The 25,537-nt window shown below is 60.8% G+C and carries 26 protein-coding genes; 11 read left to right on the top strand and 15 right to left on the bottom strand.

Features of this window, described 5'->3' with window-relative positions; genetic code table 11:
• Positions 1–4: 4 nt before the first annotated feature.
• From P8K07_01735 to P8K07_01715, 5 genes are all read right to left on the bottom strand, one after another.
• The gene (locus tag P8K07_01735) at positions 5–2,257 is read right to left on the bottom strand and encodes an ATP-binding protein (GenBank protein ID MDG1957242.1); all 2,253 of its coding nucleotides are present in this window, start codon (positions 2,255–2,257) and stop codon (positions 5–7) included.
• The gene (gene ruvB / locus P8K07_01730; GenBank protein MDG1957241.1) at positions 2,254–3,318 is read right to left on the bottom strand and encodes a Holliday junction branch migration DNA helicase RuvB; all 1,065 of its coding nucleotides are present in this window, start codon (positions 3,316–3,318) and stop codon (positions 2,254–2,256) included. Before ruvB ends, P8K07_01735 begins: the two co-directional genes overlap by 4 nt.
• Positions 3,315–3,908: a Holliday junction branch migration protein RuvA gene (gene ruvA / locus P8K07_01725; protein MDG1957240.1), complete on the bottom strand. Its 594-nt coding sequence runs from the start codon at positions 3,906–3,908 to the stop codon at positions 3,315–3,317. The genes ruvB and ruvA overlap by 4 nt, the downstream gene beginning before the upstream one ends.
• Before the next feature lie 9 nt (positions 3,909–3,917).
• Positions 3,918–4,478, bottom strand: a complete 561-nt coding sequence (gene ruvC / locus P8K07_01720; GenBank protein ID MDG1957239.1) for a crossover junction endodeoxyribonuclease RuvC — start codon at positions 4,476–4,478, stop codon at positions 3,918–3,920.
• Between the two features lie 92 nt (positions 4,479–4,570).
• Entirely contained in the window at positions 4,571–5,137 is a 567-nt protein-coding gene (locus P8K07_01715) for a nuclear transport factor 2 family protein (GenBank protein ID MDG1957238.1), read from the bottom strand.
• 49 nt (positions 5,138–5,186) lie between these two features.
• Between P8K07_01715 and P8K07_01710 the strand changes: the two genes are divergently transcribed.
• Positions 5,187–6,791 (top strand): AMP-binding protein, encoded by a 1,605-nt coding sequence (locus tag P8K07_01710; protein ID MDG1957237.1) that lies wholly within the window; start codon positions 5,187–5,189, stop codon positions 6,789–6,791.
• 2 nt (positions 6,792–6,793) lie between these two features.
• Here the strand turns inward: P8K07_01710 and P8K07_01705 are convergent, their stop codons facing one another.
• On the bottom strand, positions 6,794–8,395 hold the full coding sequence (locus P8K07_01705) for a cytochrome P450 (protein ID MDG1957236.1): 1,602 nt from the start codon (positions 8,393–8,395) through the stop codon (positions 6,794–6,796).
• A gap of 17 nt (positions 8,396–8,412) precedes the next feature.
• On the opposite strand from P8K07_01705, the gene P8K07_01700 reads away from it, so the two are divergent.
• Positions 8,413–9,057, top strand: coding sequence for an SRPBCC family protein (locus P8K07_01700; GenBank protein ID MDG1957235.1), 645 nt, complete (start codon positions 8,413–8,415; stop codon positions 9,055–9,057).
• Positions 9,054–9,923 (top strand): NAD(P)-dependent oxidoreductase, encoded by an 870-nt coding sequence (locus P8K07_01695; GenBank protein MDG1957234.1) that lies wholly within the window; start codon positions 9,054–9,056, stop codon positions 9,921–9,923. The genes P8K07_01700 and P8K07_01695 overlap by 4 nt, the downstream gene beginning before the upstream one ends.
• 13 nt (positions 9,924–9,936) lie before the next feature.
• On the opposite strand, the gene P8K07_01690 is transcribed toward P8K07_01695, so the two are convergent.
• Entirely contained in the window at positions 9,937–11,211 is a 1,275-nt protein-coding gene (locus P8K07_01690; protein ID MDG1957233.1) for a cytochrome P450, read from the bottom strand.
• Complete coding sequence (locus tag P8K07_01685; GenBank protein MDG1957232.1) at positions 11,204–11,950, bottom strand: YebC/PmpR family DNA-binding transcriptional regulator; 747 nt, start codon at positions 11,948–11,950, stop codon at positions 11,204–11,206. Before P8K07_01685 ends, P8K07_01690 begins: the two co-directional genes overlap by 8 nt.
• Positions 11,951–12,091: 141 nt before the next feature.
• On the opposite strand from P8K07_01685, the gene P8K07_01680 reads away from it, so the two are divergent.
• A complete protein-coding gene (locus P8K07_01680; GenBank protein ID MDG1957231.1) occupies positions 12,092–13,246 on the top strand; it encodes a hypothetical protein in 1,155 nt (384 codons plus the stop codon).
• 24 nt (positions 13,247–13,270) lie between these two features.
• On the opposite strand, the gene P8K07_01675 is transcribed toward P8K07_01680, so the two are convergent.
• Genes P8K07_01675 through P8K07_01665 form a run of 3 tightly spaced genes read right to left on the bottom strand, consistent with a single transcriptional unit; the run spans position 13,271 to position 15,650 of the window.
• Positions 13,271–14,311: a hypothetical protein gene (locus tag P8K07_01675; GenBank protein ID MDG1957230.1), complete on the bottom strand. Its 1,041-nt coding sequence runs from the start codon at positions 14,309–14,311 to the stop codon at positions 13,271–13,273.
• Positions 14,308–15,309, bottom strand: coding sequence for a hypothetical protein (locus P8K07_01670; protein ID MDG1957229.1), 1,002 nt, complete (start codon positions 15,307–15,309; stop codon positions 14,308–14,310). The genes P8K07_01675 and P8K07_01670 overlap by 4 nt, the downstream gene beginning before the upstream one ends.
• Positions 15,306–15,650 carry a glutaredoxin family protein gene (locus P8K07_01665; GenBank protein ID MDG1957228.1) on the bottom strand — a complete coding sequence of 115 codons (345 nt, stop codon included), beginning with the start codon at positions 15,648–15,650 and terminating at the stop codon, positions 15,306–15,308. The genes P8K07_01670 and P8K07_01665 overlap by 4 nt, the downstream gene beginning before the upstream one ends.
• A 321-nt stretch (positions 15,651–15,971) precedes the next feature.
• Here P8K07_01665 and rplU point away from each other — a divergent pair, with 321 nt between their 5' ends.
• From rplU to P8K07_01630, 7 genes are all read left to right on the top strand, one after another.
• Positions 15,972–16,283 carry a 50S ribosomal protein L21 gene (rplU, locus tag P8K07_01660; GenBank protein MDG1957227.1) on the top strand — a complete coding sequence of 104 codons (312 nt, stop codon included), beginning with the start codon at positions 15,972–15,974 and terminating at the stop codon, positions 16,281–16,283.
• Between the two features lie 10 nt (positions 16,284–16,293).
• Positions 16,294–16,554 carry a 50S ribosomal protein L27 gene (gene rpmA, locus P8K07_01655; protein MDG1957226.1) on the top strand — a complete coding sequence of 87 codons (261 nt, stop codon included), beginning with the start codon at positions 16,294–16,296 and terminating at the stop codon, positions 16,552–16,554.
• Positions 16,555–16,615: 61 nt separating this feature from the next.
• Positions 16,616–17,647: a GTPase ObgE gene (gene obgE / locus P8K07_01650; GenBank protein ID MDG1957225.1), complete on the top strand. Its 1,032-nt coding sequence runs from the start codon at positions 16,616–16,618 to the stop codon at positions 17,645–17,647.
• Positions 17,637–18,791 carry a glutamate 5-kinase gene (gene proB, locus P8K07_01645; protein MDG1957224.1) on the top strand — a complete coding sequence of 385 codons (1,155 nt, stop codon included), beginning with the start codon at positions 17,637–17,639 and terminating at the stop codon, positions 18,789–18,791. Before obgE ends, proB begins: the two co-directional genes overlap by 11 nt.
• A gap of 10 nt (positions 18,792–18,801) precedes the next feature.
• Entirely contained in the window at positions 18,802–19,497 is a 696-nt protein-coding gene (gene nadD / locus P8K07_01640; protein ID MDG1957223.1) for a nicotinate (nicotinamide) nucleotide adenylyltransferase, read from the top strand.
• Complete coding sequence (rsfS, locus tag P8K07_01635) at positions 19,490–19,918, top strand: ribosome silencing factor (GenBank protein MDG1957222.1); 429 nt, start codon at positions 19,490–19,492, stop codon at positions 19,916–19,918. The genes nadD and rsfS overlap by 8 nt, the downstream gene beginning before the upstream one ends.
• The gene (locus P8K07_01630; protein MDG1957221.1) at positions 19,919–21,253 is read left to right on the top strand and encodes a tetratricopeptide repeat protein; all 1,335 of its coding nucleotides are present in this window, start codon (positions 19,919–19,921) and stop codon (positions 21,251–21,253) included. It abuts the gene before it with no gap.
• Between the two features lie 13 nt (positions 21,254–21,266).
• Here the strand turns inward: P8K07_01630 and P8K07_01625 are convergent, their stop codons facing one another.
• From P8K07_01625 to fabF, 4 genes are read right to left on the bottom strand one after another with little or no spacing between them, the layout of a single operon-like run.
• Positions 21,267–22,076, bottom strand: a complete 810-nt coding sequence (locus P8K07_01625; protein ID MDG1957220.1) for an SDR family NAD(P)-dependent oxidoreductase — start codon at positions 22,074–22,076, stop codon at positions 21,267–21,269.
• A 51-nt stretch (positions 22,077–22,127) separates the two neighbouring features.
• Complete coding sequence (locus tag P8K07_01620) at positions 22,128–23,291, bottom strand: ArsA-related P-loop ATPase (protein ID MDG1957219.1); 1,164 nt, start codon at positions 23,289–23,291, stop codon at positions 22,128–22,130.
• Positions 23,291–24,268 carry an ArsA-related P-loop ATPase gene (locus P8K07_01615; protein MDG1957218.1) on the bottom strand — a complete coding sequence of 326 codons (978 nt, stop codon included), beginning with the start codon at positions 24,266–24,268 and terminating at the stop codon, positions 23,291–23,293. The genes P8K07_01620 and P8K07_01615 overlap by 1 nt, the downstream gene beginning before the upstream one ends.
• The gene (gene fabF, locus P8K07_01610; GenBank protein ID MDG1957217.1) at positions 24,265–25,524 is read right to left on the bottom strand and encodes a beta-ketoacyl-ACP synthase II; all 1,260 of its coding nucleotides are present in this window, start codon (positions 25,522–25,524) and stop codon (positions 24,265–24,267) included. Before fabF ends, P8K07_01615 begins: the two co-directional genes overlap by 4 nt.
• Between the last annotated feature and the right edge of the window lie 13 nt (positions 25,525–25,537).

Genomic DNA, 25,537 nt, shown 5'->3' with positions numbered 1-25,537 from the left:
ACCATCAAGATTCGACAACCGGGCTTCCCGCAGCCGAACGCACCGGCATCTCGATCACAAATCGACTGCCGCACGGTTGGTTATCTCGGACACGGATATACGCCCGATGGTCTGCCAAAACCGTCTGGACAATGGCGAGCCCCAAGCCCGTACCCTGAGCCTTTGTAGAGAAATAAGGCTCGAAAAGGCGGGCCTTCACCTCTTGAGTCATCCCCATACCATCGTCTGCGATTTCGATGCGCACCTCTTCCTGAGCCACGTCGAGCCTTGCCGAAAGCCAGACATTCCCCTCGGCGAAGCTTTCGGGAGCAACTGGAGCTTCGCCGACCGGTGCCGCTGCCAGAGGCAAGGCCGCGACCGCATTGTCCACGATATTCGTGATCACGCGACGGATACCGTCGCGATCGAGGTCCAGAGACGGAAGGTTCTCCTCGACCGCCAGATGGAATTGAACTCGACGGTGCCCCTCACGGAATAAAACTAATGAATCCTCCAGCAATTGTCCCAGGTCCGTTGGCAAATGGGGTCCGGCCGGCATCCGCGCGAAATTGGAAAACTCGCTCACCAGATTCTTCAGCACGCCGACCTCGTCGATGATCGTGCGGGTACACTCGTCGAAAACCGAGCTATTCAATTCGGCACCATAGCGCTTCCGCAATCGCTGCGCGGACAGTTGTATCGGCGTCAGGGGGTTTTTGATTTCGTGAGCGATCCGGCGCGCGACTTCGCGCCAGGCCTCCATTCGCTGCGCTTTGAGAATTTCGGTTACATCCTCGAAAAACAGCAAAGCGCCAATCGATTCGTCCTCCTCGGACTTGAGGACCACACCGGTGGCGATCACCTGAACCGCTCCCCCATCGTGCTCGATGGAAAGGCGCTGCGGCGGAAGTTTGTCCCATTCCCCCTTCTGCGAGCGCTTGTCCAGTTCCGAAAGAATCTCTCGCACAGCGCCAAACCGAGGGCTGGCAAACCATTCGCGAAACGGCATGCCGACAGCTTCCTCGCCGATGCCCAACATCACGCGGGCCGCTTCGTTCACGGTCTCGATCCGGGCCTGCCGGTCGATCGAAACGACGCCCCCCGTAATATTGCCGAGAATCGTCTCGAGGGCGCGCCGGCGTTCCGCGAGTGCCGAGTGGGTTCCCCGTAAATTTGCGGTCATCTGATTAAATGACCCGACCAATGTCGCAATCTCGTCGGTACCCGATTCCATCTCGATGCTCGCATCCAGATGCCCCTCGGCGACCCGCTGCGTCCCGGCCGCCAGACGTTGGATGGGTCCGGTGATGCTGCGAGCGATGGCGAAGCCGAGCCAGGTACCTCCGAAAACGACCACCAGCGAAACCAGAACCAGAGTGAGAATATAGTTATTCACCAATGGCCGGCGCATCAGGCTCAATTGCTTGTACTGCCGATAACTCTGCTCGATCTCCGCGCGCCGGCGCACGACGCTGCGAGGCAAGATCGTATCCACGACAACCAGACCCGCAACGATCCCCTCGGCATCGCGAAAATCAGCAGCGGCGCGCAATACTGTCGCACCCCCTTGCTCGACCACTTCGGTCGACTCCACGCCGCCAAGGGCATTTGTGATGAAGATCCCGTCGGGCGGCACCGCCAGAGAAGCGGAGAGACCTGCTGTCTGCGCTTTGTTGAAGAGGTCGCCGTCGGACTTGTAGATCCGAATCGATGCGGCCTGCACTTCGCTTTCGCGCTCCGAGAGCCAATCCGACGTTACGGAATCCATGCCCCCGCTCTCCTGCAGATCACTGGCAATCCAACGTGCTTCGTGAACCGACGTCGCCATCGACTCCCGGTAATAGGTGTCCGCCATATCGATCGAGGCTTCGAGGGCACTCTCGACCTGAACCGAAAACCAGCTCTCGATCGAACTACGAATAAATCCGAGAGCCACGATGAAAAGAAGAATGGCCGGCGCGATCGCGACCGTCACGAAGCTCAACACGATTCTCGTGCGGAGGTGTGAACCGAGGACTCGTTGGCGACGCTCGACGACGAGCTTGACGATATTCCGCCCCAGCAGAAATATCACCAGCAGGATCAACGCAATATTCAGATTGATCAGCAGGAAGAAAACAACATTCTGCGATAGTGTCTGGCTCGAGGTGAAGGGTGGTAGACGGGTCTCGTAGATCAGGGCAAAGAACGCTGCGAGAAGCGCCGCCACGAGCAACGTGGCTTCGCGCTTGCGCCAGGGACGGCCGCCCCCATCACCCCCGTCGGGATCCGGTGTCAAAAGAGAGCCCCTTCCGGTTTGGGTGGACGACGGCCCGGCGCCACCAGGGCCCAGGTCTGCTCGGTCGCCACACGCCCCCGTGGCGTTCGCGCCAGATAGCCGGACTGCACCAGGTAGGGCTCGTATACGTACTCGATTGTCTCGCGGGCTTCCGCGAGCATTGCCGCCAGGCTCTCGACGCCCACGGGCCCTCCCTCGAAGCGTTCGACGATTGCGCGGAGAATGGCGTGGTCCATGGTATCCAGACCGGCCGCATCCACTTGGTGCAGCGAAAGAGCGTCGCCGGCAATCGACTTCGTAACGGGTTCCCCGGGGTGATGAACTTGCGAAAAGTCCCGGACCCATTTTAAATGGCGGTTGGCAATCCGGGGTGTCCCTCGGGAACGGCGTGCGACCTCACGTGCCGCGTCCTCGGCCAACTCTAGTTGCAAAATTGCGGCTGAACGCTTGACGATGCGCGCGAGAGATTCGGTATCGTAGAACTCGAGACGGAAGCCGGAGCCGAAGCGATCCCTCAGCGGAGCGTTCAACATCCCTGCCCGCGTGGTTGCGCCCACGAGCGTAAATGGCTGCAGAGCAAGCCGCATGCTGCGCGCCGCAGGCCCCTGCCCCACGATCAGATCCAGTTCGAAATCCTCCATTGCCGGGTAGAGGATCTCCTCCACCTTTCGAGGCAAACCATGGATCTCGTCAATGAAGAGAACATCCCCCGCCTGCAGGTCAGACAGGAGTGCCGCGAGATCGCCACCGCGTTCGATAGCCGGCCCCTGCGTTCGACGACACGAAACCCCCATCTCTCGAGCAACGATTTGCGCCAGTGAGGTCTTGCCCAGGCCCGGTGGACCCGAAAGCAGGATATGGTCCAACGGTTCGCCGCGGCCCCGAGCGGCCTCGATGGCGACGCCGAGTCGCTCGCAGACGGGGTCCTGGCCGATATAATCGACCAGTCTCTCCGGCCTCAGTGAGGACTCGAATGAAACTTCCTCGACTCCAGCCTCTGGATCAAGGCCACGAGCCTCCGACGCATTCGATGGATCCGAGGAGTTCGACGGATCACTCATTTCGCAAACCCGCGTAACGCCTGGCGCAAAGTCTCTTCCAGGGAAAGCCCTTCGGGAATCATCTTCAAGACTCGCTCGGCCTCCGGCTTCTTGTAGCCGAGGTTCACCAGGGCCGACAGGGCTTCCGTCGTGCCGCGGCCTTCCTCCGAGACCACCGGATCGCCGGAGGCTTCACGGCCGAAATCGCTGGAGATTGCGCGGTCGCGCAGTTCAACAACCAGTCTCTCCGATACCTTTTTTCCGACTCCGGGTATTTTCACCAGTCGACCCGCGTCAGCCTCGCGGAGAGCTTCCAGAATTTCGGCCGCCGGCATCCCGGAGAGGATATTCATCGCAAGACGAGGACCGACGCCGCTCACGCTCCGCAGCCATTCGAAGAGAACCTTCTCCACAGCATCAAAAAACCCGAAAAGTTGTAGCGCATCTTCACGCACATGGGTGATGATTTCGATCTCGATCGCTTCGCCGGATTCCGGCAGGACCGCGAAAGCCTGCAGGGAAATGCTCACCTCGTAGAGAACGCCGCCGACGTCGACCAGCAACCGACCGGGTTCCTTGCGCGCGACCTTCCCCCTGAGTCCCCCGATCATTGCGAGCCCCTAGCGCGAGACACGCACAAAGCGCGCCCCTGCAGGCAATCGGGAGGCTGCCTGCGTGATTCGGCCACGGCGAGGCCCGACCTCGACCACTTGTCCCGAAAAGCGGCCGTGCCGGAGATGACAGAGGGCGACCGCAAGAGCATCGGTTGCGTCGCCGGCCGGGTGAGTTCCTCCCAGCGTGCCTTCGACAGCCGAAGCCACCGATGCCTTGCTCGCATTACCGACCCCGGCGACGGTCAGTTTGACCGTCGCCGGCGGATAATCGAGGACCGGAATCCCTCGCGACCCCGCAAAGGCGAGCAGCGCGCCGCGAACCTCGCCGAGGCGCAGGGCGCTCGACATACTCTTGCCCACAAAAGCTCTCTCGAGAGCGATGATTTCGGGAGCCCAGACGTCGGCGACTTCCGCTATGCCGGCGACCAGAGTCGCCAACCGCGCGCCCAAATCCCCAGCCCCCGGCTTGACCACGCCGAATGCGAGGGTGCGAAGATCACGTCCCTCTTCTTCGACTACGCCAAAACCCGTGATTCTTGAACCCGGATCGATCCCTAATACCCGCAACAGCTACAACCCCCTGCTGGTGTTGTCCTGCGAAACCGCTGCGTGGTCAAGCGACGCCGACCGGCGATATGCAGAAAAGTCTATATTTTTCGTTAGTTTTCGTCTTCCCGGTCGGCCAATGTGGCGTACCAATCGAAACTGCCGGCCTTGACCCAGCCGGGCATCCGACTTCCCTTTTTCAAACGAGCCTGCATTGCAGGGGTCAGAACGCCGTCTTTCCACATCTGCTGAAATGTAGCCCCCGAGCAGGCCGTATCGAAGAAATCCCGCTGCCAGCACCATTGGAAATTGCCGGCATAGCGAAACCAGGAACCGCCCGTCCCGCCGATCTCGTAGGGCGTTCCGTCCGGGCCTTCGACAGGGGCCAATTGGCGCCAGAAGCCCATGAACTCGCCCTTTTTCTCATCGACCAACGTGCGAACGTACGGGTAATGCCAGGTCTCGAGACCTTCCATCTCGCTCCCGTAGGCGTAGTCGGCAATCTCCTGTCGCCCGCGCGCGACGAATTCATATTTGGGGCCATTGCCCCAGGAGTAGATGGCTTCTTCGGTGTAGAATTGTGGCATCGCACTCCAATCCCCGGTGCGTCCGGCCTCCAGGTTTCCCGCCACGAAACGGCTCACCATTTCTTCGAGTTCATCTCTTGAGAATTCTGCCATTGGATCAAATTCCTTTCCTTCCCCGGTCTTAGGATATAAATCGGCGCCTGTGAACAGACTTGACCTGAAAAAACCCGAAGAACGCCTGCTCGGCCGCATGCTCCGCCGCCAGGCCGAACAAATCCCTGACGCCGACTTTCTCGTATCGGATGGCCAGCGGCTGAGTTTCGCGGAAGCAAACCGCCGAGCCTGCGCTGCCGCGACCCGCTTTCGAGAAAAGGGCATCGACGCCGGAGACACCGTCGCGTTTCTGATGGGGAGCTGCCCCGACTTCGCGGTCGCCGCTCTCGGGCTCAACAAGCTCGGCGGCATCTGGGTGCCGACCAACACCGATTATAAAGGACTCTGGTTGGAGCAGAGCCTTGTCGACAGTCGCGCCACAATCCTCGTGGTCGACGGCAATCTCCTGCCCAAGCTCGCCGAGCTGCAGAACCTGCCCTTCGAATTTCTTGTGGTTCAAGGCGACGACCCCGGAACCCTTGATCTGCCTCGCATCTCGATGGAGGAACTTTTTTCTGCCGAGCCGATCGAACCCGACGATCGCGAGAGACACCTCGGGCAGACGGCCGCGATTCTATTCACTTCGGGAACAACCGGTCGCGCCAAGGGCGTCATGCAAAGCCATAACGTCTGGATCTATGGCGCCGAGTCCACCCTTGATCAGCTCGAACTCCGACCCGGCGACGCTGCCTATAATTGTCTCCCCATGTACCAATCAGCCGCATGGGTCGGGAATATCTTCCTTGCTCTTGCAGGCGGCATCCCGTGCGCAATGGACCCCACATTCTCCGCCGGCAACTTCTGGGATCGGCTCCGCCATTTTGGGGCGACCGTCACGATTACGCTGGGAGCGATGCATATTTTCCTGTGGCAGGCCGAGGCGCGTCCGAACGACAGCGACAACCCGCTGCGCGCAGCTCTCATGGTGCCCATGCCCGACGCGATCGAAGCACCTTTCCGCGAACGCTTCGGTATCGAGACCATCATTCAGGCCTACGGCCAGAGCGAGGCGATGCCGATCCTCAGACGCACCCCCGGCACGCAATGGAAAGCCAATGCCCTCGGCGAGCCGCACCCTCTGATGGAGGTCCGACTGCTGGACGAATACGATAATGAAGTGCCTCAGGGCGACGTCGGTGAAATCGCGATCCGCACACGCGAACCCTTTGTGTTCTTCAATGGTTATTTTGCCAACGCGGAAGCCACCGCCGAGGCTTTTCGAAACCTCTGGTACCACACCGGCGATCTCGCTCGCCAAGACGAGGACGGCGATTATTTCTTCGTCGATCGCTCGGCCGATTATATCCGCTTCAAGGGCCGAAACATCTCCTCATTCCACGTCGAGGCGGCCGCCAACGCACATCCGAATATCATCGCCTCTGCGGCGCATGGCGTCCCGAGCGCCGAGCTCGAATCGGAATCCGAGCTGAAAATCTGCGTGGTCCTCAAACCCGGAACCACGCTCGAACCGCTGGAGCTGGCCGAGTTCATCAACGCAAACGCGCCCTACTTTTTCGTGCCTCGTTACATCGAATTCCTCGAGGCTCTGCCCATGACACCCACCAGCCGCGTGCAAAAGTACAAGCTGCGAGAGCGCGGCGTTACCGGGGAAACCTGGGACGCGAAAGCCGTCGGATTTCGCCCGAAAAAATAGCTCTAGTCCGAAGTGATCGAGAGCGCGCGGGTTGGGCAATAACGAACCGCACGCTCCGCTCGTTCCCGAAGCTCCTCGGGAACCTCTTCGCTACGCAGAACGACCTTCAGTTCCTCGGGGTCGACGGCGAAGAGCTCGGGACATTCCGAGGCGCAAACACCGTGCCCCTGGCATAGATCGCGGTCCACATGGATCCGGGCCGCCCCGGCAGCCTCGCCCCCGGAACCGACCGAAGCTACGTCCTGAACGTCGCGGGCAACGCGACGTCGGTACCGCACGCGGCAGGGTTGCTGGATCTGTACGACCATCCGAGTCTCGTCATTCTGGTAATGCTCCGAGGGCTGGGCCAGTTCGAATTCGAACTCTCGCAACAGAACGCTGAAAATCGCCTTGAGTTGCATCAACGCGAACGCGGCCCCCACGCAGCGGTGGCGCCCTCCCCCAAAGGATAGATAGGAAAAGATGCGACGGCTCTGCGGGCTCGAGCCAAGATGGCGCGAGGCATCAAATCGGTCGGGCTCCGGAAAACTGCTGGCCATACGATTCGAAACAGCCGGAGAGACGGCTGCGTTCCAGCCTGCAGGCACGCGAAAGCCTCCGTACTGAAACTCCTCGGTCACCTTCCGCATCAACAGAATCAGCGGGGGATGCAGTCGGAGAGCCTCGGTGATCGAAGCCTCCAGAACCGGAATCTCGCGCAGGGCATGATAGCTGACCTCGCCACCGTTGGAGAAAAGTGTGTCCAACTCGTCGTTCACGCTGGCTTGCGTCTCGGGGTTCCGCAAAAGTTCGATCAGGGTCCAGGCCGCCGTGCCCGAGGTCGTATGGTGCCCGGCGAACATCAGGGAAATGAACATCCCGGTGATTTGATCCGCCGAGTAGCGAGAGACTCCGGCCTCGTCGACGAGACTGGTCAGAACACCGACCAGATCCTTTGTCCGACGGCCCTCCCGGCGGCGCCCCTCAATGATCGCCTCGATCCGTGCAACAAGAGCCGCGCGGGCCCGATCCCGACGCCGAAAGCTGCTCAGCGGCAGGTAGGGACTGACATAGGCCAGCGTGTCCGTGCCTCGCTCCAATTCGTGGAAGAGTTCTGCGAATTCGCCGGTAATTTCATCTCGAAATTCTCGCCCGATCAGACAAGCTGTGGATGTATAAATCGTCAGTTCCGAGAAGAAAGAGAGCAGATCGATTTCGCCTTCACTGCCGAGACGAGCACACATCTTCTCTGTCTCCGCGGCGATCCCCTCGGCGTGCCCCCGCATCTGCGTATCTCGAAGCGCCTGATTCTTCATCGCCTGACGACGCTGTTCGGGGTTCTCGGCATCAAAGACGACGCCCGCCCCAAAAATCGGTTTCATGAACGGGTAGGCCTGCGCTTGATCGAATTGCTCATCGGGTGCGCGGAAGAAAGCCTCATGGGCCTTCTCCCCCGAAAGCAACGCGACCTTTTGTGGCCCGAGGATCATCGTGCCGATCTCGCCACACGAATCGGAAACTCGTTGCATGGTCGCAATCGGCGCTTGCCGAAAAGCCAGCAGGTGCCCCAGAAAGGGCCAGGCGCCGGAAAGAACCGGGGGAGTATTTGTCTCTTCTTGCTTCACGGAGATAGACAAGTACCTTGCCTAACGTCAGGACTCCAGCGGGGGCGCGTCCCTCACCAGCACGAATCATGCGAGACAAGGATACCAACCAGCGAATTCTCCTTCGGCCGCTTCCGATTCTGGCGGCGATCGCCTGCCTCGCCACCCTCGCCTGCAACCCTGCGACCGCCATGCCCCCGAGACACGTTGCCCAGAGCCGCGTGATCCTGAAAATGAGCCAACAGGAAGCCTGGCGTCAGCTGGAAAAGTTCGACCAGGCCCATCGCTACGTGCCCGGCGTCACCACGACCCGCATCACCACAGTCGCCAGACGAGGCGAAGGCGCGAGCCGCCATGTCGAACAAGCGCTCGGCGGCATGGATGAAACGGTCACTCACTGGAACGACGGCCAAGGCTATACCCTGCGGCTGCACAACGGCGAGGCAAGCCCGATCATTTTCAAGGAAGCCACTTTCCTCTATCGACTCAGCGACCACCCCGGCGACCAAAGCGAACTGATCTGCCAATTATCCTACACATTGGATGGCGGACCCACCCTGGAGTTCCTGCACCAGATCGCCCTGAGGAACTTGATCCAGACCACCAACGATGGGGTCGCTCGAGGCCTCAAGAAATTTTACGAAAACACGCCGACTGCGGCAGACAAGGAAACGAACCCATGAGTGAAACACAGGAAAAGGCGCTTCGAGTTGGATTTATCGGCCTCGGCTTTATCGGTGCCCCCATGGCCGCCCGCCTGCCCGAAGCCGGATTCGAAACGTGGGTCCACGACATTTCGACCGACGCCATGGCGCCGCTTGTCGAAGCGGGCGCCCACGCCGCCGACAGCGCAGCGGATGTTGCCAGCCATGCCGAGATCATCGGTGTCTGCGTCCTTGACGACGCGCAGACCGAATCTGTCGTGGCCGGACCCGGTGGTCTTCTCGAAACAGCCCGGCCCGGAACCATTATCGCCCTGCACGGCACCATCCATCCCGAGACCACCAAACGACTGGCCGAAACGGCGGCGGCCAAAAGCGTCACGCTGGTCGACGCCCAGATGACCGGCGGCCCCCATGGAGCTGCTGCGGGAACTCTCCGATATATGGTCGGCGGAAGTGAGCAGGACTTCGAGCGCGTGCGTCCCTTCCTCGCCGCCTCGGGGCAGGACATCATCCATTGTGGTCCGCTCGGGGCGGGGACTACGGCCAAGCTCGGCAACAATCTCGTGCAATATTGCTTCTGGCAGGCACTCACCGAGGCACAGAACCTGACCCGGAGTCAGGGCGTCGCCGACGAGAAAATTCAGGAAGTCCTCGGCTGGATCCTCAACGACAGCGCCGTGCTGATGCTGGCAGGCCGCAATGCTCTCGAAGCCGACCCGGGCAATGATTTTCTGGCGGAGCGATTCGCCGGAGCCGCCAAGTTGCTGGAAAAGGACCTTGGCCTTGCCCTCGAGGTCGGTCACGCTGCCGGGCTCAAGATGCCGGCCGCCGAACTCACCGCGCGCAGTGCGGCCGCGATCCTCGCGCTCCCACCGGAGGACTGAGGCATCGCCGAGACTAAGGCGTGATCCGGTAGGAAACGGGTAACTTCTTGAGCCCCACGACAAAGCTGGAGTGAATCTGGCTTGCCTCGCCCGTCGCCTGCACCGACTCGAGGCGATTGGCCATCTCGGCGACCAAGGCTCGCAACGATCGCTTCGCCATATGTGCGCCGAGACAGAAATGCTCGCCGATCCCGAACCCGAGGTGCGGATTGGGGTTCCGGTCCACCCGAAACGCGAAGGGGTCCGCGAAGACCTCCTCGTCCCGGTTGGCCGAGGCGTAGAACATGGCAAGGAAATCGCCTTTGGCAATTTTCTGCCCCCGCACCTCGGTATCTGCGAGGGCCGTCCGCTTCATATAGTTCACAGGTGCGGTCCAGCGGACGATTTCCTCGACCGCCGAGTCGATCCACTCCGGATGCGCGCGAAGCTTGGCCAATTCCTCGGGGTTCTTGAGCAATTCCTGCATCATCCCGGCAATCGCATTTTTGGTCGTATCGTGACCCGCGGTGAAAATAATCAGGTAGTAGCCGAACGTCTCGAGCGGCCCCATCTGTTTTCCATCAATCTCGGCATTCGCAATCACCGTGGCCAAATCGTCAGTGGGATGCGCGCGGCGGTCCTCGATAATCCTCTCGAAGAGAGCGTAAATCTCCGTCCCCAAAGCAACCACTCGCTCGTCATAATCATCGCCTTCGCGACGCAGATCGGGGTCGTCCGCCGCAAACAGCTGATTCGTCAGTTCGAGGACCTTCGGCTCTTCCTCGGGCGTCAGACCGAGAACCGTCGAGAGAATCGTCAGCGGGTGCCGCACCGCAACCTCTGTCGCCCAATCGCAAACGCCCTCGCCGCCCGTTCCCGCAAGATCGTCGAAAATCCTGCGCGCACTTTCCTCGATCGCCGCGTCCAGTCGAGTAATCGAGCGCGGCGTGAACCAGGCGCTGGTGACTTTGCGATAAGCCACATGATCGGGCGGGTCCATTTCGATGATCGTTTTCATCGCGCCAAGGCCGTTTCCGTCAGCCCGAGCCTTCAATTGATGATCCCCCAGAACGACGACACCCGGCTCGTTGGAAAAAAGCGCGGGCTGTTTGGAAATCGCGGATATATCGGCATGCTTGGTGATCGCCCAGAAGGGTTCGAACCCCGCCGGTGTGCAGCGATGCACCGGAGACTCCTGCCGCAGGCGCGTCCAGAGATCGTGCGGCGTGCCGTTCTCCGCGTAGGAAACCGGATCGACCAACTCTCGACCGTCCGTGATTCGATTCCCGTTGCCGGGCCCCTCAGGCATTCGCCAGACTTTCCTCGGCGATATCCGCATTGGCCGAAACCGTTTGGACATCGTCATCGTCTTCGAGCGCGTCGAGAAGCTTGAGCAGCTTGGTCGCCTCTGCGCCGGCGATCGCCTGCGTATTCTCCGGCACATTGGCCACTTCCGCGCTGACGATGGAAAATCCGCTGGTCTCGAGAGCATCACGAACATCGGCGAATCCTTCGGGTTCGGTTGTGACCTCGAACCCTTCGCCCATCGCGGCCACATCTTCCGCTCCGGCCTCCAGTGCCACCTCCATGACCCGCTCTTCCTCGGCGGAATCCGCCTCGACCATGACCAAACCCTTTTTGTGGAACATCCAGTTCACACAACCCGATTCGCCCATATTGCCGCCATTTTTGTTGAAGGTCATGCGAACAGACGAGACGGTTCGATTGCGGTTATCCGTCAGGCAATTCACCAGAATCGCGACGCCACCCGGGCCATAACCTTCGTAAGTCACGTCCTCATAGGTTGCGCCCTCGAGATCCCCCGTACCCTTCTTGATGGCCCGATCAATATTATCGGCCGGCATACTGGCGGACTTTGCGGCGCCAATTGCTGTGCGCAGGCGAGGATTGAAGTTCGGATCCCCGCTGTTCCCCATCCGCGCAGCGACCGTGATTTCACGAATCAGCTTGGTGAAGATCTTGCCACGCTTCGCGTCCTTGGCAGCCTTCTTGTGCTTGATTGTACTCCACTTTGAATGTCCCGACATGTTCGATACTCCCCCGCGAACCCTAACAACGAAGGCGAGAAATTCCATCCGGAAGGCCCCGCTCGGATGGTTTTCTGCATCCGAGCGAGAAACACGTACGCGGACGTTGCTTGCCGGAAGCGCCCACCATACACTCCAGCCATGGCCTCCGACCTGTTTGACCCCGAGAATTGCTGCCAAATTCCGCGAAAAACCGAATCCGGCGAAGACCGTTCGGCCCATGAAATCGCGCGAGAAATCGGCGAGTTCGCAGGACCGGGTACTTGCCGCATCGACACGGCAGGCCCTCTCGATGCCACTTTCGCGCTGAAAGTGATTCATGCCCTCAAAGGCCCGGCACGAAACCTGATCCTCCCGCTGCAGTTGGAGGCCGTCTTTCATAAAGGGCTCATCGACGAGGCCGCCCGGGCCGGTTGCGTCGGGATCGAGCTGCGACGGGAAGGCTTTCTGAGGAGCGCACTCGGCAACGGCCTCCAGGCGTCGACAGATGAGCAACAAGCCTTGATCATGAGCTTGCGGCGCGCCCGCGGTCTCGGCATGGCCACCATCATGGACCTGGAGCTCGGGGTAGCCGGGGATGATGAGGGCGTATTCGAGAGGACCATGCAGTTCCTCCGCCAAGCCCTGGTCGCCATTCCCCGCCTCCACCAGAATGAGAAGAATGTATCGTCCTTGATGACTGCCGAGAATCGCCAGAACGGGATGGACTGGTTGCATAACAAGCTCGTTCGGCACCGGGAGATCTGGCGAAGGTCCCTTTGGCCTTCCGGAAAGACACGCGAGACAATGGCGGCTGGCTATCGACAGCGAAAGGAAACTCCGCTCGAAACTCGCGGGCATTATACCACCACGATGCAGATCCTCTGCGCTTTGAACCGGCGACGCAAAACCTCGCGCCGTCAGGCCATGTTGCCTGTCGCGCCCGATCTGCAACAACAGCCACCCAAAGCCTGGTTGGAGGTCCGCGCGGCCAGCGATTCGACTCTCCGAACCCTCGACGTCGCCGTCGCCGGCACACTCGACCTGCGCGGAGCCCGAAAGCTGCTCGAGCGCGTAGGTGAAGCTCTGCAGTCCGGCTTCGTACACGTGACGATTGATTTCTCGGGACTGGAATGGGTTTCCCTCGAGGTCATCAATCGTTTCGTCGAAGAAAATCAGGTCCGGTTTCGCGCAATGGCGAATCAGGCAAAGCTCGTCAATCTGCAGTCGACGGTCGACGCCCTCCGCCAACAACTCGGGGATACGGAAGCCGTACAACTTCTGGCGGCAGCGGCCCCCGCCCGGGTCACGGCCTGAAACCGGACTCTCGCTGCAAGCTTTCTACTCCCCCAGAAGTTTATCGTAATCTACCGGGTCGAATCGGCGCTCCGGGATGCGACGCCACCGTTCCCTCGTCGCGCGCAGGCGCTCGCGGATCTGCTTTTCATGCGGGGTTCGGCGCGAAAGCCCCTCTTTCTCGAGATGGCGCAGCAGGCGACTTCTCGACCCCAACCCAAGACAGCCTCGGCGAGCGAGGTCATCAAGCGAAGTTCGCAAACTATCCTCCCCGACTCCGGTCGCCTCGCGCAACGCGGAGGCAACAGCGGACACGCCCGCCAGGTCCATCCGGTTGTTTTCGAAGAGAACCGCGGCCGTCTGAAGATAATTGAACGTCGGCACGAGACGGGAACCAAAGACATGGAAGGCCGAAGGTGGTGTGCGCTTTTCCAACCGAATGTAGATTCGCTCGACGACTTCCGGGCTCTCGGGCTCGATCCCCAGAGACTCGACCGCCGCGAGGATGCGCTCACGCTGCCGACGGCCGACGCTCAAACGATCCAGAGAGCGGCCCAATGCCGAAGCATCCAGTCTCCCGTTGAGAATGTCGGCATAGAGAGAGTAGATCACCGGATCACTTTCCCAATCGTCGCCGAAAAGAACCTCGTGGGGGGGACGGTCTCCAGCGGCTCGACTCTCGAGCAACTCCACCAGCTTGTAGCCGACCTGCTCGCGCAAGCTCCGCCAATGTCCCCGAACCAGATTGCGTAATTGGTCCTTGAAGATGATGCCGTCGAAGGCAACACCATCGTTGGCCAACTTTTCCCGGATCACATTCTCCAATTGCGGAGGACTGGCCGAGAGAAAAAATACCTGCGGGCCCAGAGCCTGCGCTTCGGCAACCCGCCGCAGAGCCTGGACCAACTCCGGCACACCTGGAAGGTGCTTCTTGTCCGCGGCCTCCTCAAAGGGAATCCGAAGAAGCCCTCGCAAACTTTCAAAGCGAGTCGCCAGGTAGGTCTTGTCGAGGTCCAGTCGAAAGGCGACCCGGGCGGGTGAGCGACTGTCATGCGTCGCGTCGGAAAGACTCGCGGGCAAACTCATCGCAGCGCCGCCACAGCCTGCCGCGCCGATGCCGGAAACTGCCCCCGAACAAGGAGTGCCGCCTGAACAACAGCATTTCGCAAGGCCGGCGTCTGCGATTGGCGGTGTGCGTGGATGCAGACCTGTGAAAATCCGAGCGCTGGCGATCCGCCATAATTTATACGCTCCACAAGTGCCTGAGGCTTCCCATCATCCCGAGCCCACGGACGATGACGCCAGAGGGCGCGCGTCCGGCTATCGCTCCCCGGCGGGGCCTCTGCCGCGCGATCCTCAATTCCACGCATGACAGACCGGCCCGTGCGCCCCTCGCATACGGCAACGTCCACCAGGCCGCCGAATAAATCGGGCTCTTCCACGACGCCGACAAATTCGAAATCCTCGGCGGCCACGAGCGTCGCCAGCAGCGTCTCTGGCAGCGATTCAGAAGATTTGGCCCCCGGAGGACTTGCCAATATGCCCACCCGCGGCCTCTCTAACGAGGCCACAGCTCGAACGTAGGCCGCGCCCATCGCAGCGAAAGCCATCAAGTCGCGCGGACGGCAATGATCGTTGGCGCCCACATCGACCAACAGTGCCAAAGCATTCTCGGACCGACGCTTATGGCTCCCGGCAAAGACGAATCCGAATCCCGGAACGATTCCGGGCAAACGTCTGAAATATTTCTGCAGGGTCAACAGACAGGCTTCCCGGCTTCCCGCCGTGACCAGCGCATCGGCTTCCCCCTCGCCGACCATGCTGCCCGCGAGAGCCATGGAGTTCTTCTTGCGACGCATGGCTCGAAGGGGGTCTTCCTCGGGGCTGACCCACGAGGCGGCATGCCGGACCGTCACTCGCGCAGGATCGTAGGGTTCCCGGTCAAGCAGTTGCTGCAAATCCGTTTCATCGCCCACGAGAATCGTCTCGATATCCGTTTCCAGAGACAAGGCGCAGGCGGCGCGAACCGCAGCTTCAGGTCCGAAGTCCCCTCCCATCGCGTCGAGAGCAACCCGTGCCCTCATGACAAACGCCGCAGGAGTTGCAGGAACTTCCGCCGAGAAACCTCGTATTTGAAGGCCTTCCGTCCCTCGATCTCCACGACGGGGACCTCGTGGCCGTACTTCTCGGCCAATGCAGGGTCGGTATCGACGTCGACCTTTTCGAGTGAAAAGGTTGCCGAGGCGTGGGCCAGCTCCAGCTCCCGAAGAGCGTCGTCACACAAGCAGCAGTCCTGCCTCCCGTAGAGAACGACCCGCGGGACCCTCTCTCCCGCAGCTGCGGTCTTTCTGCCAAACGCTCGCATCGCTCTCAACGCCACCCGGAGATGAAAAAAAGCCCGTAAAACTGAACTTTCTTTCGCCATATACGATCCATAACTCTCATCGGAGGACCCAGCGAACGCTTTTCGATGCCCGCGACGACGAACCTCTCCGAACGTGAGCCAGTCCCTCCGGGTTGTTACATCGACGGATACCTTCGCGCCATAGGCCAGCAGGGTATAAATTCCCGGGCCAGCTGACGGAATCTCGCCGGAAACCGAGGTTTTTCAGCGACAACGGGCAGCCATGCGGGTGCCGAAGGCGGCCCGATTCGGCCCAAACCGGGATCCCTGCCTCCGTTGACGCGGCCACGGGTGTTCGCTAACCCATGGAAGCTCGGTTTTCCGAAGGAAATTGGTGGAATAATGGCTTACGCAATCATCCGCACTGGCGGCAAACAATACAAGGTCGAACCCGGAGAAACCATCCGTGTCGAAAAACTCCCGGGAGAGATCGGTTCGGACATCGAATTCCCCGAGGTTCTGCTGCGTTCCACCGATGATGGATTGTCGATCGGCGCTCCGCTCGTCGAAGACGCCAAGGTAGCCGGCAAGATCGTCGAACAGGACAAGGCCAAGAAAATCCTCGTCTTCCACAAGAAACGACGAAAAACCTTCAAGAAACTGAACGGCCACCGCCAGCCTTATACTGCGGTTCGCATCGACTCGGTCGCATAGGAGCTCACTCATGGCGCATAAAAAGGGACAGGGCAGCACACGCAACGGGCGTGACTCCAACGGACAACGTCGCGGCGTCAAGCTCTTCGCGGGTCAGCCGGCACGCGCGGGTGCGATCATCGTCCGCCAACTTGGCACCCGAATCCATCCGGGCAAGAACGTCGGCATGGGCCGGGACTACACCATTTTTGCGAAAGTCGATGGCACTGTCCACTTCGAGCGCGTCGGGCGCGACAAAAAACGCGTCAGCATTCTGCCTGCCGAAGGTTGAGAACTCTCCCGTGATAGGGAGTTGAGCGGCGGGCCTGGCGCTCGCCACCACGGAGCCACTGATGAAATTCGTCGATGAGGCGGAGATTTCCGTCACGGCCGGTTCCGGCGGAGACGGATGCGTGGCTTTTCGGCGGGAGAAATTTGTCCCGCGCGGCGGTCCCTCCGGAGGCGATGGCGGCAACGGCGGACATATTTTCGTCGAAGCAACCACGCGACTGACCACCCTGCTCGACTTCCGGTACCGCCCCCATATTCGCGCGGACCGCGGTGAGCACGGTCGGGGCAAGGACCAATACGGTCACGGCGGTGAACATCAGACCATCCGGGTCCCCGTCGGGACTCTGGTGCGTGATGCGGATACCGGCGAAACACTCGCCGACCTCAAGCAGGACGGACAAAGGGTCGCTGTAGCCAAAGGGGGCAAGGGAGGCCTGGGAAACATTCATTTCCGCTCCTCGACCCGACAGGCTCCACGGATCGCGACACCCGGAGAGCCGGGCGAAGAACGCCGATTGGCGCTGGAGCTTCGCCTGCTCGCCGATGTCGGTGTTGTCGGTTTCCCGAATGCGGGCAAATCCTCTCTCGTCGCACGACTTTCTGCTGCTCGGCCGAAAATCGCGGACTACCCCTTCACAACCCTGCAACCCCATCTCGGAGTTGTCCGGATCGACGAGGGCGCCTCTTTTGTCATCGCCGACGTGCCGGGTATTATTGAAGGTGCTCATAAGGGCGTCGGCCTTGGTACACGCTTCCTCAGACACCTTTCGCGAACCGGTACCCTGATTCATTTGGTCGATCTTTCCTGTCCTGACCAACGTGATCCTCTGGTCGACATCGCGACCATCGACGAGGAACTCGCAAACGCCGAGGTCTCGATGGCCGAAAAACCGAGGATTCTGGTAGCGAACAAGATCGATCTTCCCGAAGCCCGGGAGAACTTCGAGGCTCTCCGCAGCCATCTCGAAGATCGTGGAAAAGAGCTCCTTGCCATCTCCACCGCGACGGGAGAAGGTCTTTCCGAATTGGTTGGCCGGATCGCCGCGGAACTGCGGCGGCTGCAGGCCGAAGCGGAAGAGCCCGATGACGATTGAGTCTCAGCTAGAAGCCAAGCGCCCGCTGGTCGCAGGACTGCAGCGCGTCGTCGTCAAAATAGGCTCGTCCCTGCTTACCGACCCCGACGGACTTCGCACAACCCAGATCGAAACTCTGGCGCGGGAATTGGCGGCGATTCACGCACGCGGCGTAGCCGTCACCCTGGTCTCGTCCGGAGCCATCGCAGCGGGCCGCTCTCGTCTGCCCATCGGCGAGCACCCTACCATCCCCGAGCGACAAGCCGCGGCAGCGGTGGGCCAGATACACCTGATGAGTGCCTACGAGGAAGTTTTTTCCGAATACGGCATTCAGGTCGCACAGATCCTTCTGGACGCCGATGATCTCGCAAGCCGACATCGCTACATGAATGCGGCGCATGCAGTCGAAACCCTGCAGCAACACAAGATTCTGCCGATCGTGAACGAGAACGACACCGTTTCGATCGACGAATTGAAGTTTGGCGACAACGACCACCTGTCGTCGATGGTCGCCAGCCTTGTCCGAGCCGACCTCCTCATCATTCTCAGCGATGTCGGCGGTATGTATACGGCCAACCCGGCGCGAGAACAGGACGCAGAGCGGATTCCGCTCATCGCGCGGATCGATGCCCCGCTCCTCGCCCGCGCCAGAGGGCGCGGTTCCTCCGTCGCCACCGGCGGAATGGAATCCAAATTGCGTGCCGCACGCAAAGCCGCCACTGCAGGAATACCCACCATCATTACCGATGGTCGCGTGACCGGAGCTTTGGAGCGAGCCATCGACCCTACCTGCGATGAGGGGACTTTGATCCTGCCCGTCGGCGATCGACTGGGTCGACGGGAACATTGGATTGCCTTCTCGGTAAAGCCGCGGGGCAGCCTCCACCTCGACAAGGGCGCCGTCATCGCCGTCTCCGAGGAGGGGCGCAGTCTTCTCCCTTCCGGGTTGACCGCGCTTGAAGGGCGCTTTGAAGCCGGCGACTGCGTCAGCCTGTTCGATCCGCAGGGACACGAATTCGCACGCGGGCTGGCCTCTTACACCTCCAGGGAAATGGCTTCGATTCTGGGCAAGCAAAGCGGAGAGGTCGAGGGCATCCTCGGCTACAAGATGGGATCTTCCATCGTGCATCGCAACGACCTCGTGTTGCTGAACAGTCTCGAGTAGGCATGAATTAATGGAGTCCCGCGTCGGCATATACGGTGGAAGCTTCAATCCGATTCATTTCGGGCACCTTCGCTGCGCGCTGGAAGTTCGCGAACGGGCTCGCCTCACCTGCGTGAAGCTGGTGCCCGCGAGTAACCCCCCTCACAAAAAAGCGGCCGGCATCGCACCGGCCGTTCATCGACTGGCCATGCTCGAGGCTGCTGTCGCAGGCGAAGCCGGGCTCCAGATCGATTCGCTCGAATTGGAGAGGGGCGGGACTTCCTACACGATCGATACCCTGTACGAGCTGCAGAAACGGTATCCGGATACTCGACATGCTCTGATTCTCGGATTCGACAGTTTTTGCGATCTGCCTACGTGGAAAGATTTCCGTAAAATCCTCGCGGAGGTCGATCTGGTGATCACATCGCGCCCCCCCGATGTCGTCGCGCAGGGACAAAATGAACCTGCCTTCGAAAAGCTTCCCGTGGCTGTAAGCCGGGAATTCTGCTATCAGAAAGACAGCCGGTGCTATACTCACGAAAGCGGACGGAAACTGGAATTTATCCCGGTGACGCCCATCGATATCTCAGCCTCAGCGATTCGCGAGGCGATTGCCGCGGGCGGATCCGGCAGGTTTCTTCTACCGGACCCCTCCCTCGACTACCTCGAAAAGCAGGGGCTCTACCGCACGCCCCAGCCTGCCGGAGACACCTCTCTTGAGTAGCGAAGAAACAACCGAAGACCTCGACACGATCTGGGAACGCATCCTCATCGCCAGCGAAGCGGCTCTCGAAAAGAAAGGGATCGACCCCCTGGTTCTGGACCTGCGTGAGCACAGCCAGATGGCCGACTACTTTCTGATCGTATCAGGTCGCTCCGACACTCAGGCCCGAGCAATCGCGGACAGCATCGGCGAGGCATTGCGCCACGAAGGTCTTTATCCGATCTCGGTTGAGGGCACGCGAACCGGGCACTGGATCTTGCTCGACTACGGCGATTTTCTGGTCCACGTCTTCTACGGCCCGACCCGAGAGACTTACGGCCTGGAGCGTCTCTGGGCTCGCGCGACGGAGCGCCCCCTGCCACCGGAGCTCCTCGAAACAAGACCGACTCTGCCCGAAGGCCCGCGGTTCAACGAGATCTGAATGTTACGCGCCATCGGAATCGCCCTGCTGATTGCCTTGGTTGGAAGCGCCGTGGGCTGGCTGTTCTATTGGAATGGACAGGAAACCACCCTCCACCTCGCTGATGGCCACCATTTGGTCTTTCCCATGGCCCTCCACATCCTCGGCGCGATCGCTCTGGGCGCGAGCGCGGTCCTCGCCGGTCTGTCGCTCCGCAGTGCCGGTCAAGCTCTCCGACGAGTGGGAACCAAGCGACGGGATCGGCGACATCAGGAGGCGGACCAACTCCGCGACGAAGGTACCCAACGATTGTGGTCGGGGGACATTCGCGGCGCAGCCAAAGTTCTCGGACAGGCCGTACGCCGACGCCCCGATGACCTGCAGGCGGCCCTCGCTCTTGCGCGATCCCACGAGGAACGCGAAGAATGGGCGGCGGCACTCGAAATCCTCGAGGGCATCCGGGCCGCGCATCAGGGCAGCGAGATTCGATTGCTCTCGCGCATCGGTCGACTCGCCCTGCGAACAGGAAATTCAGGTGCCGCGATCGCAGCTTTCCGTGAGGCCGTTCAGGAACAACCCGAAAGCCCTCGCCTGCTCGCCGAATTTTCGAATGCTCTGGCTACAGAAGGCAAGTATGCAGAAGCCGCTACCGTTGCCGGCAAATGCCTCGCACAGGAGCGTGAGCCCTCTCGTCAGGCCGCCGCTCGGGCCTTATGGCTCTCGCTGCGCTATCGGGCTGCCTTGAAAGAACCTGATGCCGCTTCGGCGCTGACCCAGTTGCGACGGATGGTCAAGGACGCGCCCGAGTTTCTGCCTCCTCTGCTGGAACTGGCGCGCCTCCTCAAGGAAGCCGGCGACCGCAAGGGCGCTGACCGCCTCTACCGAGGCTCTCTCAAAAAAGAAGTTCGCGGCGTGCTCCTCGAACGACTGCTGGCCCTCCACACAGCCAACGGTGAACCCGAAAAGGCACTCGCGCCCCTGCGCGCCCTGCTCCGCGGCAACAGACTTGCCGCCCCGCGTCTGGCCCTTGCGCGTGGACTCCTTGCCGCCGAGGACTACGAGGCGATGTCCACGGAACTTCAGGAGCTTTCGCTGACGGCAACGATCGACACCGAAACCTGCCTTTCGCCCGAAAGAGACCTTCTCGCAGCAGAGCTCGCCTCCGCGCGTGAACTCGACCGCGAGGCTGCGACACTTTTTCGACGGGCTGCAGAGGGCACCCACCACCCATTCTCTTACGAATGTCGCGCCTGTAAAAGACCCGCCGAGTCCTGGTCAGACAGCTGCGCTTGCGGAGTTTGGGGAGAACTCGAATGGCGTGTCGGCACCACCGAACTTGCCGAGCCCGCGCAATAGAATCAAGATCTACCTAGAAGTCCGGTACGAACATCGGGAAATAAGAGCGCTGATAATCCTCTTCCGTGCCGGCCCGCCAGGCCTTCAGCATTTCTTCGCTGAGAGGATCGCAACCAACCTTCAGCGGTGCTCTCTCATCGAGAATGGCATCGACGATTCGGCTGGCCGCCTCCGGGGCCGGCGTCTTCAACTCCTCCACGGCTCCACGTCCGGCGTGCCCAAGCTCCGCTGCCGCCCTGTAGGCAGCAAAAGAGGTCGCTTGGGGCTCCTTTCCCGACGCGGCCAGCATATCGGTATCGATCGGACCGGGGAGCACCTCCAACAAGCGAATCCCGAAGGGTGCGAGTTCGCAGCGCAACGACTCGCCAAGAGCCGATACAGCAGCCTTGCTGGAGCGATATAATGCGTAGAAGGGCACCGGAGCGAGCAAGGAGACGGAGGTAATATTGGCGATCACCCCGCCACCGCTGCGGCGCAGTTCCGGGATCACGGCCTGCGTCAATGCCGCCAGACCAAAGACGTTTGTATCGAAAATACGTCGCCACGCGTCGATCGAGTCGTGCTCGAGCGGAAGATGCTCATCATCGGCCCCCGCATTATTCACGAGAACACGTAAACCCCCTGGCGGTTCAAAATCCTCGAGTTTGGTCACGTCCAGCAAGACAGGGTGCAGGGCCGGACAATCTCGCTGCAGCGCTGCGCCATCCTCCATCCGTCGCACGCCCGCAAAGACCTCGAATCCTCGATTCGAAAGTTCGATTGCCACAGCGCGCCCAATGCCTCGACTCGCCCCCGTAACCAAAGCCCTTCCGCCCGTAGTCATGGCGCCAGCGCTAGCATGGGGCCGGCCCGTCGGAAAGCGATGCCTCCGCGATCAAGCCGCAGCAGGGTCCGGGAAGAGATAGGGATGCAGGGAGCGAAGACCGTGAATATCGTGGATATCCTTCGACAAATCAGGAATCTGCGCCACAGGTAATTCGGCCGGCAAGCCTGCGCGAAACAATTCGATTCGCAAGGCATCCCCCCTGGCCCGGGCCACATAATCCCGCGCGGTCCCGGTGATCGTCCCGGCCAGCGCCGTCGGATTGGGCAATCCATCCTTGCGGGCCATCGATTCGAGAGCCTCCTCGACGCCGGCAAACAGCCGCTGTCTGTCCGTAACCCCCGGGAGTTCGTGAACTCGGTTCATCACGACGCCTTTTAGCGGCATGCCTTTTTCGGCCATGCGGCCCTGAAGGTACTCGGCTTGCCCGAGGACTTGCTCGCCGGGACCAGCGACCAATACGAATGCTGTTTCCGAGGCCCGCAGCAATGCCGTGACCCGTTCCACCCGAGCCTCGAATCCATCAAAGAGTTCTCCCATGCCGGCGAAAAACTCGCTCACTTGCGAGAGCACGGCCACACCAGTCACATCCTCGATCTTGTCAAGCACAAACCGGACACTTCGATTCATCGACTGGAAGACCGTCCATCCAGAAGTGACTCCCGGGAGAAACCACTTCACCACTTGCTTGTCGAGAAATGCGAGCAATTTGTCGGGCGCATCGAGAAAGTCGAGTGCATGCTGGGTTGGCGGCGTATCGACCACGATCAAATCGTATTCACCGCTCGCCTCGAGAGCCCCCAACTGTTCCACAGCCATATACTCCTGGGACCCGGCAAAGCTCTTCGAAAGCTGTTGGTAGAAGGGATTCGCAAGAATCTTCTCTTCCACTTCCGGGCGGGGCGAGTGCCGAGCCACGAGTTCATCCCAACTTCCCTGCTGGTCCAGCATCATGGCCGCCAGAGACCCCGAGACCGAGGGACCCAGAACTCCGGGGGGCACCTGACCTGGGGTATTCCCGATCGGGCCGACACCAAGCGAATCTGCAAGACGACGCGCAGGGTCGATGGTCAGAACGATCGCCCGCCTGCCCTGTAGAGCACCCCGAAGTGCGATACTCGCGGCGGTCGTCGTCTTGCCCACACCGCCCGAGCCTGCACACACGATGATGCGATGGTTTTCCACCAACTGATCGAGACCGGAGGCTGTGCTCATCAAGAATCCTCCCGAGAAGGCGCCGGCGCCACTGCCAACTCCGCCGTGAGATTATCGGCCACTTGCCCGACCTGCTCCGAGGAAAACTCCTCACAGAAAAGATAGGGCAGGAGAGCCATGCGCGCACCCAATTGTTGCTCGAGACGGATCACCTGAGCCTCGTTCAAAGCAGCCCATTCCACCTCGGCACGAGCCGCGTCCAGAGTTTGCATCAGGTCCTCGCGGATCGCGGGATCCACGTCTCCAGAAAGAAGACCTGCTTCCAATGCGGCAAGCTCCGGCGGTTCGCATGGCGGTTCGTGGTACTGATTCACGACCATCAGGGAAAGCGACATCCCGATATCCTCCAGCGCGGCCGCCATCTCCACAGCTTCGTTCGCCGGCATCTCCTCGGGCAAGGTCACCAGCACTGCTCCCGTGCGCGAACCGTTCCGCAGAAGGCCGGCGACTCTCTCGGCCTCACGATGCACGAGTCCCACCGTGAAAGTCTCGGCTGCCGCCTGCGGCATCGAAAGATACTGAATTCCATGTCCGGTCGCGGGGGCATCCACGATCACGAGGTCGGGGCCCGAACCATCCCGCTCCTTGCGCTCCGCTTCGAACCAGATTTTGCCGATCGCCATCAACTCCTTGAGCCCCGGCGCGGCGGCAACGAAATATTGATAGATAGCGCTCTTGAAGATCGTATCGAGCAGTCGCCTTACCGGAACGACGAGCGCCAGATATTCTTCCAGGGAGCTTTGGCCATCAACCACCTCGAGCGAAATACGTTCGAGCTCGGGAGGGGAGTCTGGAGCATCACGCAGCGCATGGAATGCACGCTCCAGAGAGCGAGCGCCTTCGAGTTCGATGAGAAGAACTTTTTTGCCCACGCGCGCGGCCGCAAGCGCGAGCGAGAGCGCGACTGTGGTTCGCCCCACGCCGCCCTTACCGACGACGAATAACAGTCGACGGGAGAAGAGTGCCGTCTGACTCACTCGGAACTCGAAACTTTGCGGAAGGCAAGAGTGGCGTTTGTACCGCCGAAACCAAAAGAGTTGGAAAGCGCGATCTCTGGTTGTGCGCGCCGGGCCACATTCGGCACATAGTCGAGATCACAATCCGGATCTGGCGTCGTCTGATTGATCGTCGGCGGCAGAATTCCCTCGCGAATTGTCAGCGAAGTCAGCACGGCTTCCACACCCCCGGCCGCACCCAACAGATGGCCCGTCATCGACTTCGTTGAACTCACTGGCAATTTGTCGGCTCCGGCACCGAAAAGCTCGCGAATTGCCGCCGTTTCATTGGCATCGTTCACCGGAGTCGATGTCCCATGTGCGTTGATATAGTCCACATCCTCTGGCACCAATCCAGCATCCTCCAAACAGAGAGCCATGCAACGAAGGGCACCGGAAGGCGCTGGTTTCGTGATATGATAAGCGTCCGCATTCGCACCATAGCCGATCATCTCGGCATGGATACGGGCACCACGGGCGCAGGCCGCCTCCCACTCCTCAAGGATCAGGATCCCCGCGCCCTCCCCGATCACGAAGCCATCCCGCCCGTGGTCAAAGGGACGGCTCGCGCCCTCGGGGTCGTCGTTCCGCGTCGAGAGAGCGCGCATCACCGCAAAGCCGCCGACGCCCAACGGGGTCACTCCTGCCTCGGCGCCTCCGGCGATGGCAGCATCGAGATAACCATCCCGAATCGCCCGAAACGCTTCACCCACCCCGTGAGCACCCGAGGTGCACGCACTGGTCGCAGCGTAGTTCACTCCCTTGGCGCCAAATCGCATCGAGATCTGCGCCGGAGCCAAATTACCGATCAGTTTCGGAATAAAGAACGGGGACAGGCGCTTGAGGCCATTCTGCATATAGTTGAGGTGCGTCTCCTCAATCGTCTGGAGGCCTCCAATGCCGACACCCACGATGACGCCGACGCGTTCTGCGTTGGCATCGTCGATCGTCAGACCCGAGTCCTCCATCGCGCGAGTGGCCGCTCCCAGGCCGTACTGGATGAAGGCATCCATTTTTTTACGGTCTTTCTTGCCGACGAACTCATCTGCATCAAAACCCTTGACCTCGCCGGCGATCTGGCTGGCGTGCTCCGAGGGGTCGAAGCGGGTGATGCGCGTGATGCCGGAGCGCCCTTGGCAGACCGCCTCCCAGCAGGACTCCACGTCGCAACCCAGGGGGCTTACCAGACCCAAGCCGGTCACGGCCACTCGCCGCCTTTCGAGTCGATCAGTACGCATTCTACCCCAATAG

Source organism: Candidatus Binatia bacterium, from assembly GCA_029248525.1.
Lineage (GTDB): Bacteria > Desulfobacterota > Binatia > UBA12015 > UBA12015 > UBA12015.
The sequence above is the reverse complement of the archived record's forward strand: the minus strand, read 5'-3'. Positions and strand labels throughout refer to the sequence as shown.

Coding starts and splice junctions, on each gene's coding strand:
- ruvB (MDG1957241.1), bottom strand. CDS start 3,318: ATGAGTGATCCGTCGAACTCCTCGGATCCATCGAATGCGTCGGAGGCT.
- ruvA (MDG1957240.1), bottom strand. CDS start 3,908: ATGATCGGGGGACTCAGGGGGAAGGTCGCGCGCAAGGAACCCGGTCGG.
- P8K07_01715 (MDG1957238.1), bottom strand. CDS start 5,137: ATGGCAGAATTCTCAAGAGATGAACTCGAAGAAATGGTGAGCCGTTTC.
- P8K07_01695 (MDG1957234.1), top strand. CDS start 9,054: ATGAGTGAAACACAGGAAAAGGCGCTTCGAGTTGGATTTATCGGCCTC.
- P8K07_01690 (MDG1957233.1), bottom strand. CDS start 11,211: ATGCCTGAGGGGCCCGGCAACGGGAATCGAATCACGGACGGTCGAGAG.
- P8K07_01685 (MDG1957232.1), bottom strand. CDS start 11,950: ATGTCGGGACATTCAAAGTGGAGTACAATCAAGCACAAGAAGGCTGCC.
- P8K07_01680 (MDG1957231.1), top strand. CDS start 12,092: ATGGCCTCCGACCTGTTTGACCCCGAGAATTGCTGCCAAATTCCGCGA.
- P8K07_01675 (MDG1957230.1), bottom strand. CDS start 14,311: ATGAGTTTGCCCGCGAGTCTTTCCGACGCGACGCATGACAGTCGCTCA.
- P8K07_01670 (MDG1957229.1), bottom strand. CDS start 15,309: ATGAGGGCACGGGTTGCTCTCGACGCGATGGGAGGGGACTTCGGACCT.
- P8K07_01665 (MDG1957228.1), bottom strand. CDS start 15,650: ATGGCGAAAGAAAGTTCAGTTTTACGGGCTTTTTTTCATCTCCGGGTG.
- rplU (MDG1957227.1), top strand. CDS start 15,972: ATGGCTTACGCAATCATCCGCACTGGCGGCAAACAATACAAGGTCGAA.
- rpmA (MDG1957226.1), top strand. CDS start 16,294: ATGGCGCATAAAAAGGGACAGGGCAGCACACGCAACGGGCGTGACTCC.
- obgE (MDG1957225.1), top strand. CDS start 16,616: ATGAAATTCGTCGATGAGGCGGAGATTTCCGTCACGGCCGGTTCCGGC.
- proB (MDG1957224.1), top strand. CDS start 17,637: ATGACGATTGAGTCTCAGCTAGAAGCCAAGCGCCCGCTGGTCGCAGGA.
- nadD (MDG1957223.1), top strand. CDS start 18,802: ATGGAGTCCCGCGTCGGCATATACGGTGGAAGCTTCAATCCGATTCAT.
- P8K07_01630 (MDG1957221.1), top strand. CDS start 19,919: ATGTTACGCGCCATCGGAATCGCCCTGCTGATTGCCTTGGTTGGAAGC.
- P8K07_01625 (MDG1957220.1), bottom strand. CDS start 22,076: ATGACTACGGGCGGAAGGGCTTTGGTTACGGGGGCGAGTCGAGGCATT.
- P8K07_01620 (MDG1957219.1), bottom strand. CDS start 23,291: ATGAGCACAGCCTCCGGTCTCGATCAGTTGGTGGAAAACCATCGCATC.
- fabF (MDG1957217.1), bottom strand. CDS start 25,524: ATGCGTACTGATCGACTCGAAAGGCGGCGAGTGGCCGTGACCGGCTTG.